Origin of the sequence: Azoarcus sp. TTM-91, assembly GCF_012911025.1 — a bacterium.
Classification (GTDB): domain Bacteria; phylum Pseudomonadota; class Gammaproteobacteria; order Burkholderiales; family Rhodocyclaceae; genus Azoarcus.
The window spans coordinates 18391-28520 of the sequence record NZ_WUEI01000057.1 but is presented as its reverse complement, the minus strand read 5'-3'; the positions used below and the strand labels follow the sequence as shown (position 1 = coordinate 28520).

General features: G+C 67.7%; 8 protein-coding genes. 4 read left to right on the top strand and 4 right to left on the bottom strand.

The window, feature by feature from the left end; genetic code table 11:
- Positions 1-499 precede the first annotated feature (499 nt).
- The 3 genes from GRF61_RS15265 (at position 500) to GRF61_RS15255 (ending at position 4666) form a co-directional block, all read left to right on the top strand.
- Positions 500-1681 (top strand): YeeE/YedE family protein, encoded by a 1182-nt coding sequence (locus tag GRF61_RS15265; protein WP_169151490.1) that lies wholly within the window; start codon positions 500-502, stop codon positions 1679-1681.
- Between the two features lie 227 nt (positions 1682-1908).
- Positions 1909-2838 (top strand): family 2A encapsulin nanocompartment shell protein, encoded by a 930-nt coding sequence (locus tag GRF61_RS15260; protein WP_169151489.1) that lies wholly within the window; start codon positions 1909-1911, stop codon positions 2836-2838.
- Positions 2825-4666, top strand: a complete 1842-nt coding sequence (locus tag GRF61_RS15255) for a family 2A encapsulin nanocompartment cargo protein cysteine desulfurase (RefSeq protein WP_169151488.1) — start codon at positions 2825-2827, stop codon at positions 4664-4666. The genes GRF61_RS15260 and GRF61_RS15255 overlap by 14 nt, the downstream gene beginning before the upstream one ends.
- A gap of 472 nt (positions 4667-5138) precedes the next feature.
- Here GRF61_RS15255 and GRF61_RS15250 read toward each other — a convergent pair whose 3' ends face one another.
- From GRF61_RS15250 to GRF61_RS15235, 4 genes are all read right to left on the bottom strand, one after another.
- Positions 5139-6692, bottom strand: coding sequence for a carboxylesterase family protein (locus GRF61_RS15250; RefSeq protein WP_211165998.1), 1554 nt, complete (start codon positions 6690-6692; stop codon positions 5139-5141).
- A 587-nt stretch (positions 6693-7279) separates the two neighbouring features.
- Positions 7280-7858 carry a DoxX family protein gene (locus GRF61_RS15245; protein ID WP_169151487.1) on the bottom strand — a complete coding sequence of 193 codons (579 nt, stop codon included), beginning with the start codon at positions 7856-7858 and terminating at the stop codon, positions 7280-7282.
- A 90-nt stretch (positions 7859-7948) separates the two neighbouring features.
- Positions 7949-8251 (bottom strand): hypothetical protein, encoded by a 303-nt coding sequence (locus GRF61_RS24600; protein ID WP_211165997.1) that lies wholly within the window; start codon positions 8249-8251, stop codon positions 7949-7951.
- A gap of 51 nt (positions 8252-8302) precedes the next feature.
- Positions 8303-8941, bottom strand: a complete 639-nt coding sequence (locus GRF61_RS15235) for a DsbA family protein (protein ID WP_169151486.1) — start codon at positions 8939-8941, stop codon at positions 8303-8305.
- Positions 8942-9041: 100 nt separating this feature from the next.
- Between GRF61_RS15235 and GRF61_RS15230 the strand changes: the two genes are divergently transcribed.
- Positions 9042-9986, top strand: coding sequence for a LysR family transcriptional regulator (locus GRF61_RS15230; RefSeq protein ID WP_169151485.1), 945 nt, complete (start codon positions 9042-9044; stop codon positions 9984-9986).
- Positions 9987-10130 lie beyond the last annotated feature (144 nt).

Here is a 10130-nt window from a genome sequence, read left to right as displayed (position 1 = left end):
GCCCCATGGTCCGCCGGCCACAGGCCACTCCGGCCGGCAAAGCAGTGCTTCGCTTTCCCGCCTCTGCCCCGCGGGGGGAGAGGAGTGAAAACCTGTCCTCGCATAGCTGAAACGAATTGACGTTAGCCCCTGCTCCCGGATTCCCCCGGTTCAGTTTCCACGCCCCGTACGTGAATCCGTGCGTGCATTCGGCGGTGCTCCGGCACCGCCCTTTTTTTCCCGCCTTCGTGGCGCTGACCGGGGGAGCTGAGAGCCGCATGCCGTGCCCTTGCGGACCCCTGCTGGATCGGCAGGGAGGCGGTGGACTTGTCGGGGGCTTTTCCCGAATGACGCTGTTGCGGCCCGCCCTGGCGCCTCGTCTTTCGTCCTTTGCTGCCGCCTGAAGCATGGAGGGAGGCAGAGATGGCGAACCCCTGCCTTGTCCAGAGGCTGGCGGCACACCGCCAGGCATCCCTCCTCGACACCCCACTGCCAACTCTCCTTTCTCTCCTTCCAAGACATGAGTGCTCCTTCCTCTCCGCTTCCCCTTCTTACCCTGCCGCCGTGGCGCGCGGTGTTGCCGGCGGCGGCCGTCCTGGCCTTGGCGTTGCGGCTGGCCGGCCAGTTGTCCGAGGTGCCGGGTGAGGGCCGCGAGCTGGCGCTGTCGGTGCTGCTGGGGGCGGCTTTCGGCGTGGTGCTGCAGCGCTCGCGCTTCTGCTTCTATTGCGTCAGCCGGGATTTCTTCGAGCAGCGGGACGCCCGTGGCCTGCTCGGCATCCTGGCCGCGCTGGCGGCGGGCACGCTGGGCTACCACCTGCTGTTCGGCGCCTTTCTGCCGGTGCCGGCGCCGGGGCGGCTGCCGCCCGGGGCGCACATCGGCCCGGTGAGCTGGGTGCTGGTGGCCGGCGCGGCCAGCTTCGGCCTGGGCATGGCGCTGTCCGGCTCCTGCATCAGCGCGCACCTGTACCGGCTGGGCGAGGGTTCGCTGGCCTCGCCGGTGGCGCTGCTGGGGGCGGGCGCGGGTTTCGTGCTCGGCTTCCTCAGCTGGAATTTCCTCTACCTCTCCAGCCTGCAGGAGGCGCCGGTGCTGTGGCTGCCTCACGCGCTGGGCTATGCCGGCTCGGCGGCCTTGCAGGTGGCGGTGCTGGGCGGGCTCGCCTGGTGGCTGGCGCGGCGGCATCGCGCGGGTGCCACGGAAACCGCTGCCGACCGGCGGCCGCGCTGGGCGGCGCATGTGGGCGGGCTGATGGTCGGCTTCATCGCGGTGCTGGCCTATTTCCGCGTCGGCCCGCTGGGGGTGACGGCGGAACTGGGCAGCCTGGCGCGGACAGCGGCCAGCGGTTTCAGCTGGTTCCCGGCGCGGCTGGAAGGGCTGGACAGCTTCGCCGGCTGCGCCACCACGGTGAAGGAAACGTTGTGGTCGGCCAACGGTGCCTTCGTCGTTGCCCTGGTGCTGGGCGCGCTGGCGGCGGCGCTGTACGCCGGCGATTTCCGCCCGCGCCTGCCCGGCGTGGGCGAGCTGGCGCGGGCGCTGTGCGGCGGCGTGCTGATGGGCTGGGGCGCGATGGTGGCGCTGGGCTGCACCGTGGGCACGCTGCTCTCCGGGGTGATGGCGGCGGCATTGTCCGGCTGGGTGTTCGGCGCGGTGGTGTTCGCCTTCACCTGGCTGGGTTGGCGCCTGCGCCGGCGGGCAGGGTGGTAGTGCACCGTCATTGCCTGCCGCCCCTGGGATTCCACTGCAGCGGCGGATTGCGATTGCCGGGCGATGGTTTTTCCGTTTTCACGGATATTTCTCTCGAATGACAGAAAAATCGATATGAAACAAACAGCTAAGCAATTCTCTTTTGATGGAATGAGCATAGCCTGAGGGCTGTGCAGCGCTATTCCAGTCCGACTTCAAACCGAGTGAATCGAAGGGAGCAAGCAGAGATGGCCCAGGAGTCCTACGTACATACCGCGCTTGGCGATGTCACCGCGCGCCAGCTGGCGAACGCGACCAAGACGGTGCCGCAGATGTCCAGCATCACCCCGCGCTGGCTCACGCATCTGCTGAGCTGGCTGCCGGTGGAGGCGGGCATCTACCGCCTGAACAAGGTGAAGGATGCCAACCAGGTGACGGTGGATTGCTCCGGCCGCGACGAGCGCGAGCTGCCGCAGACCTTCGTGGACTACGAGGAGAATCCGCGCGAATACATGCTGTCGGCGGTGAACACCGTGCTCGACGTGCATACCCGCGTCTCCGATCTCTACAGCAGCCCGCACAACCAGATCGGCGAGCAGCTGCGGCTGACCATAGAGACGATCAAGGAGCGCCAGGAAAGCGAGCTGATCAACAACAAGGAATACGGCCTGCTCGCCAACGTGCATCCGGACCAGCGCATCGCGCCGCTGAGCGGCGCGCCGACGCCGGACGACCTGGACGAACTGCTGACCAGGGTGTGGAAGGAGCCGGGCTTCTTCCTCGCCCATCCGCGCACCATTGCCGCCTTCGGCCGCGAATGCACCCGCCGTGGCGTGCCGCCGCCGACGGTGTCGCTGTTCGGCTCCCAGTTCATCACCTGGCGCGGCGTGCCGCTGATCCCGTCGGACAAAGTGACGATAGAGGACGGCAAGTCCAGCATCCTGCTGCTGCGCACCGGCGAGAGCCGCCAGGGCGTGGTCGGCCTCTACCAGCCCAACCTGCCGGGCGAGCAGAGCCCTGGCCTGTCGGTGCGCTTCATGGGCATCAACGACCGCGCCATCGCCTCCTACCTGGTATCGCTGTACTGCTCGCTGGCGGTGCTGACCGACGACGCGCTGGCGGTGCTGGAAGGCGTGGAAGTGGACAAGTACCACGAGTACAAGAATGAGTACCGCTGAGCGACCGCTTGCGGGCCTGACGGGCTTGCCCGACGCCGCCGAGCTGGCCCGGCTGGCGAACGCCTTCTTCGCCTCGCTGCCGGGCGGCGCTTCGCCACAGGCGGCGGTCGGCGGCTTGCCCGCGGGCCTGCCGTCGGCTGGCCTGCCATTCGGCGCCCAATCGTCCGCGGCGGCGCTGACACCGGATGCCCCCGGACCGCTGCCGGCGGTACCGGGCGCGCTGGGCCTGGCGCAAGGGCAGGGCTCCCGCGCGGCGGCGGCGCCTGCGGTGGTTCCGTCGGGCGGCGTTCCGTCGGGCGGCGCTTCGCTGGGCGGCATACCGCCCAGCGTTCCCCCGCAGATCCAGGCGATTCCTCAGGCCCCGTCCAGCCTGGACACCGCCCGCGGCTACCCCGGCGTGGCCGACCCCACCGCCTTCGGCCTGCCCGGCGAGCATGAACTGGCCGGCTTGCTTGCGCCTCGCCACGGCCCGGCCCAGCTTGCGCCCAGCGCCGCCGCGCCCGCCTATTACTTCCTCGACGAGCGCCGCCCCGGCGGCGCCGGCATCCGCGTGCCCGGCCATCAGCACGATGCGCTGCAGGCGGTGCCGCTGAGCGCGCGGCCGGCGCTGGACGTGAACCTGGTGCGGCGGGATTTCCCCATCCTCGCCGAGCGGGTGAACGGCCGTCAGCTCATCTGGCTGGACAACGCCGCCACCACGCAGAAGCCGCAGGCGGTGATGGACCGCATCGCCCACTTCTACCAGCACGAGAACTCCAACATCCACCGCGCCGCGCACGAGCTGGCGGCACGCGCCACCGATGCCTACGAGGCCGCGCGGGAAAAGGTGCGCGCCTTCCTCGGCGCCCGCTCCACCAACGAAGTGGTGTTCGTGCGCGGCGCCACCGAGGCCATCAACCTGGTGGCGCAGAGCTGGGGCAGGGCGAATATCGGCAAGGATGATGAGATCATCGTCAGCCACCTGGAGCACCACGCCAACATCGTTCCCTGGCAGCGGCTGTGCGTGGAGAAGGGCGCCAAACTGCGGGTGATCCCGGTGGATGACTGCGGCCAGGTGCTGCTGGAGGAATACGGCAAGCTGCTCGGGCCCCGGACCAAGCTGGTGAGCTTCACCCAGGTGTCCAACGCGCTGGGCACCGTCACCCCGGCCCGGCGCATCGTCGAGATGGCCCACGCCGCCGGTGCCACCGTGCTGGTGGATGGTGCCCAGTCGGTGTCGCACATGGCGGTGGACGTGCAGGCGCTGGATGCGGATTTCTTCGTCTTCTCCGGCCACAAGCTGTTCGGACCCACCGGCATCGGCGTGGTGTATGGCAAGGAGGCGCTGCTCAACGACATGCCGCCGTGGCAGGGCGGCGGCAACATGATCCGCGACGTTACCTTCGAGCACATCGAGTACCACCCGGCGCCCAACCGCTTCGAGGCCGGCACCGGCAACATCGCCGACGCCGTCGGGCTGGGCGCGGCCATCGATTATGTGAGCGCGCTGGGCATGGACAACATCGCCCGCTACGAGCACGAACTGTTGGCCTACGCCACCCGCCTGCTGCAGGAGGTGCCCGGCCTGCGTCTGGTGGGCACCGCCGCCGACAAGGCCAGCGTGCTGTCCTTCACCCTGGACGGCTACCGGACCGAGGAGGTGGGCGCGGCGCTGAACAAGGAAGGCATCGCGGTGCGCTCCGGCCACCACTGCGCCCAGCCCATCCTGCGCCGCTTCGGCCTGGAAACCACGGTGCGGCCCTCGCTGGCCTTCTACAACACCTGCGCCGAGGTGGACGTGCTGGCCGCCGCGCTGTGGCGGTTGGCGGGCAGCCGGCGCATCTACTGAGCGCCGCCGCGCGGCTTGCCGCTGCCGGACTGCCGGCGCCGGGTGCAGCTCGCCCGGAGCCGGCTTTTTACTTCCCCTGCACTCCAAGCCCGGTGTTTTGCCAGGCTGCGCAGAGAAAATGATGTTTGTCAGGCTCTTAAGCCGTCAGGGCAGATACCGGCGTTTTCCGAAACCTGACCCGGCTTTCCTTCTGCGGGTCCTTGGAAGGCGCTTCGGAATCGGGTTTTGGCCTGGGGCTGGATCACGCGCATCCTGCGCTGGCGATCTGGCCGCAACTCGTTCTGGCCGGCCGCCGCGGGGGCGCGTAACGCTGCCGCGGATTGGCGGGCTGGAGGACCGGCGCGCGGTCCGGCGGCAAGGGCGATGGCGTGGTCCAGCCTGGGAGCGAGGAAGCCCGCCGGCTGCCGTCCACCGCGCCGGGCCAGGGCGCTTGCCCCGGCCCGCATCATTGCCGCATGGCGGGCCGGAATGCTCAGAGCGCCACGTCTTTCCAGAGGAGCCGAGTCGCCTTTTCCGGGTCGATGGCGATGCTGGAGCTGGCATCGAAGCGCCTGGCGGTTCGCTCGGCGAGGTCGTAAGCCGGCCAGCCGGGATCGCCCGTCTTGGCGAACTCGACCCAGGCGCTGTGCATGGCCTCGGCCAGCGAGCTGGGCGGGTTGTCGCCAATGAAGGTTCTGGCCTGGGCGGAGCCCAGCGCGTCGAAGGCGAACGGCACGTCGACAAAGTGCGCGGCACCCAGCTCACCGCCGAAACCCGGCGACCTCCAGGAGAAGTTGTAGTGCCACGCCATGCGGTTGCCGCCTCTCATCTCCGCGATGCGCAGCGTGGGCATGCGGAAGGTGTAGTCGGACTGCAGGGCGGTGTAGACCTCGCCGGGCGACTGATCCCTGGCCACGCTCTTGTAAACGTCCAGCGTTTGGGCAGGAAGGTTCAAATCGCCGATGAACAGATCGACGTCCGTGGGCGTGATGCGGCGGATCGCTCCGCCGGGCACCATGTAAATGCGGGCCTCTTCGTCGGTGCTGCCGACGATCACCGGCACGTTGGGCTTGGGGCCGCGCGCCAGCATGTCGATCGGCGAGGCGTCGAGCAGGTCGCCATCGATCACCGGCAGGAAAGCCGTGCCGCCGAGGGACAGGCGCCCCCATACGGCGCGGTCCTTGAGCACCCCCACTAGTGCAACGCTGGCGTCAATGAGCTTGTCCAGGGGAACGGCGGCCAGACCGGCGACGGTCGGCTCGACACCAAGCCCCTTGGCGAACGCGGCCGTCAGCCGTTGGGCATCGGCGGGCTGCATGGATTGCATGGGCGGGCTTTGCAGGATGGCGCGTTTGAACAGCCCTTCCGTCCTTGGCGACGCCAGCAGGATCGCAACACTCTCCGCACCGGCGGACTGGCCGAAGAGGGTGACGTTCTCCGGATTGCCGCCGAAGGCCGCGATGTTGTCGCGCACCCATTGCAGCGCCGCGATCTGGTCGAGGAGGCCGCGGTTGGCCGGCGCGCCGTCGATGGCCATGAAACCATCGACGCCGACGCGGTAGTTGACCGTGACCAGGACGATGCCGTCCGCGGCGAAGCGGCTGCCGTCATAAGCGGCTTCGCTGGCATCGGCGCGGATGAAGGCGCCGCCGGGAATCCACACCATCACCGGCAGGTCCTTGGCCTGGGGGTCCGGCGTCCAGATGTTGAGCGTCAGGTCATCGGCGCCGCCGAACAGCCCGGCCTTTGGGTCGCGGCTGGGCTGTGGCGGCGGCGGGCCGAACGCGCTCGCGTCACGAACGCCCTGCCACGGCGCCACCGGTTGGGGTGCCCGAAAGCGTGTTTCCGGCTTGAACGGATTGGCGGCGTAGGGAATGCGCTTGAACACGGCCACGCCATTCGAACGGACTCCGCGCAAGCGCCCGGAGCGCAGCGTGACCACCGGCTGCTTGGCTGCGGCCATGGAGGGAGCTGAATGCAGCGTCATGGCCAGCACCGAAGCAATGCCGGCCTTGAACACCGTGCGACGCGATGGAAGAAAGGGCATTTGGGTATTCCTGTCATTGAACACATGGGAAAAAACTCCCTGCCGGCCTGCGAGAGCGGGCGGGGAGCATCGCTCGTTTCTACGGCACGGCCTCCGGCCACGCCCCGGAGCCCCCTTCAGGATTGGAAGGTCGATCGTTCTTGATCATAGAAGCTGCGGACGGCAAGGGCTTCACGGCGCGCCACCCGGGAGGAATGCAAGGGGCACGCACGCTGTGGACCAGGACAGCGTCTTGGCGACCCTCGCCGTACCGATGCGCTGCGTCATGCTCGTGGTCTTTTCCGTCCTGGCTTGCATGCCGATGGGCAAGGGAGGAATCGATCCACTCTCCAGCCAGACGCCAGAACACGCCCGCCATCAGCGCGTCGGTACCCGCGCAGCTGCCGGCAGGAGGAAAGCCTTCTGCCGCCTTTCCCTCGAGCCGCCGCTGAAGAACGGCCCTGAAGCTGCGGCCGTCCTTCCCGGGCGACCCCTCCCGGCTGCGGCGGATCCGTTCCGGGTTGCAGTTCATCTCAACTCCAATCCATTCCGAGTGGATCACCGGGTGGCCAGGAGAAATCCCAGGATCCGGGGTACGGCACCCCGGTTCAAATGGACTTCTTCAGCAGCCGATCGACCGACCAGATACCGCCACCGAAGGCGGCGAAGAACAGGCAGCCGAATGCCCAGATGCTGGACAGCTGGACTGCCTTGTCCTGCAGGAGATTGGTGAACACGACGCCACCGTCCATCAGCCGCTTCACGCCGTTGGGGGTGAGGAACTCCGGGTGCGCCTTGATCGCCTCCAGGCCCGCGCTGCTCAGCAGCGGCTCGGCGTTGTAGGGAAAGTGAAAGTGGAACCACACGGTCACGAACAGCATTACCGCATTGGCCAAGGCCAGGGGCCGGGTGAGGAAACCCAGGATCAGCGCGGCACCGCCGACGACCTGCATGATGGCCAGCATGGGCGAGAACAACCAGCCCGGGTGAAAGCCGATCATCTCGACGAACTGCACCTGGCCCATGGGGTTAAGAATCTTCGGCCAGCCTTCGTGCAGCAGCCAGCCGCCGACGACCAGCCGAAGCAGCAGCCATCCAAGCGGCTGGGCGAATTTCTCATAGACGCCGGCCAGTGCCGGGATGACCAGGCTTTCTTGGGGAACACTGAAATCAAACGGGTTGCGCATAAGCTTGCCTCGCAAGAGTGGGGGAAGGGAGGGGGAGGGATGCCGGGCACCGGAGCCGCATTCGTGCAACTCGCGGGCACGGCGACGGGGTCAATCAGTCCTTCGGCGGCGAGATGCCTTGAACGGGCCGACCAGACGTTCGAACAGGCTCTCGAAGTGCGCCCCACGGGCACGGTCCCGCATGCACGCCACGAAATCCTCGGGACGGGTGTTGTAGTGGTCGCCAGGCCAGCGTCGGGGCAGCGCGTTCATGGCCGTGGTCAGGACATCGACATTGGCCGGAAAGCGCTTCCATTGCAGTGGCGCGGCAGCCGCAGTGGCGTCGCAAGCCGCCAGGGCAGTGGCTGCGCCGGCTGCTGCTGCGGTTTGGACGGAGTCTCTGCCAATCATCATGATGATCCTTGGCGACGGAGCAAAAGAAATGAGGGGCAAGGGACGAGAGGTTCAGGCGGCGGCCAGCTGCTCGACGAAGGCCTGCGGGTTGGAGAACACCGCGCTTGAGGGCAGCAGCTGGCGCTGTCCGTTCTGCTCCAGGATGAAGGTGGGGACACCGCGTGCGCCGAACTGCTGCAGCAGCGCCTGCGCCTCGGCGACGCGGGCACGGTTGGCAGCGAGCAGTTCGGCATCCGGCTGGGCCAAACGCCGGGCGGCCTCGTCCAGACCCAGCGTCTTCAACACGGCCATCAGCGTTTCCAGCGATGTGACGTCGCGCCCATCGACGTAGCGGGCGAGCTGGATGGCCTTGAGCGCATCCAGCTCGCGCTGGGGCGCGGTCAGCGCGATGGCCGTCAGTGCGACGGTGGCGGGTCCGCTGTCGAACATTTGCCTATGGTCGGCCAGTACGTTGCCGCGGTACTGCTCGGTGAACCGCTGGCCGGTGAGGCGTTCGATGCGCTGGTCATTGCTCCACGCATAGGTGGCGAAGTCGTCGTTCATCGGGCGCGCGCCCTCGCCGGAGAACAGGCCGCTGGGCAACAGCCGCAGCGCGACGCCGGGCAGTGCCGAGACTTCCGCCACCGTGCCGCTGGCGCCGTAGCACCAGCCGCAGAGCGGGTCGAAGAGATAGAGCAGTGTCTTGGTCATGGCGGAGGCGAAGGGCTGGAGAGGCCCGGTTTTCAGTTCATTGCACGGATGGTATGCAGCTGCTATTGACAGATAAATTACGTTAAAGCATATAGTTCGTATGTTGAAAGCAAACAATATGGAAGAGTCCGGCGCCAACCATCTCGCCAATCTCAAGCGTCTGGCGTACTTCGCCGCAGTGGTCGAGACAGGCAGTTTCACGGCGGCGGCCGAGCGGCTGGGCATCACCAAGGCGGTGGTCAGCCAACAGGTGTCGCGGCTGGAGCGGGAGTTCCGCACGACGCTGCTCACGCGCACCACGCGCAGGGTGACGGCGACGGAGGCGGGCAAGGCGTTTCACGAGCGCTGCGCCCTGATCCTGAAGGAAGCGCACGACGCCTTCGATGAACTGGGCGCAGGGGTGACGGAGCCTTCCGGCACGCTACGGCTGACGGCTCCGCTGGATTACGGCATCACCAGCATCGTGCCGGCCGTCACTGAGTTCACACGCCGTTATCCGCGGTGCAAGGTGGACGCGATCTTGAGCGATCAGTCGCTCGACGTGATGTCTGGCCAGGTGGAACTGGCGATCCGCGTGGGGTGGTTGACAGACCTGAATGTGCAGGCCCGGCAGATTGGCGCGTTTCGGCAGCTGCTGGTTGCAGCGCCGGTGTGGCAAGGTCAAGTGAGCGCTCTGCAAGACCCCCAGGGCGTGGCCGGGCTTCCGTTCGTGGCCAATACCTTGCTACGTGAGCCCACGCGCTGGAGCTTCTCCCGCGGCGAACTGGAACGCCAGAACGTCTCCGTGCATGCCGCGATGTCGATGGACGCTACCTTGGCGGTGCGCGAGGCCGTGCGTTACGGCGCAGGGCTATCCGTGCTGCCGGACTTTGCGGTGGCTGAAGACCTGGCTGCCGGGCGGTTGATCCAGGTGCTGCCGCAATGGGCACTGCCCGCAGGCGGCATCCATGCGGTGTTTCCCACGGCGCGTTTCAGGCCCGCGAAGGTGCGGGCCTTCGTGGATCTGCTGCAGGAGATCGCCGCGGCTGCGCGTCCTGGCGGGTGAGTTCGCGGTCCTGGTCATGGCAACCGGACTGCGCCCCCTGCTCAGGCCTGGTCACGGACATTCTCCACCGGCGCGGCGCCTGGGTGTTCCGCCGGCTTAGCGGCTGCGGTGGAAAGCTTGTGAAGATTGCTCGTTTTCTCCCCG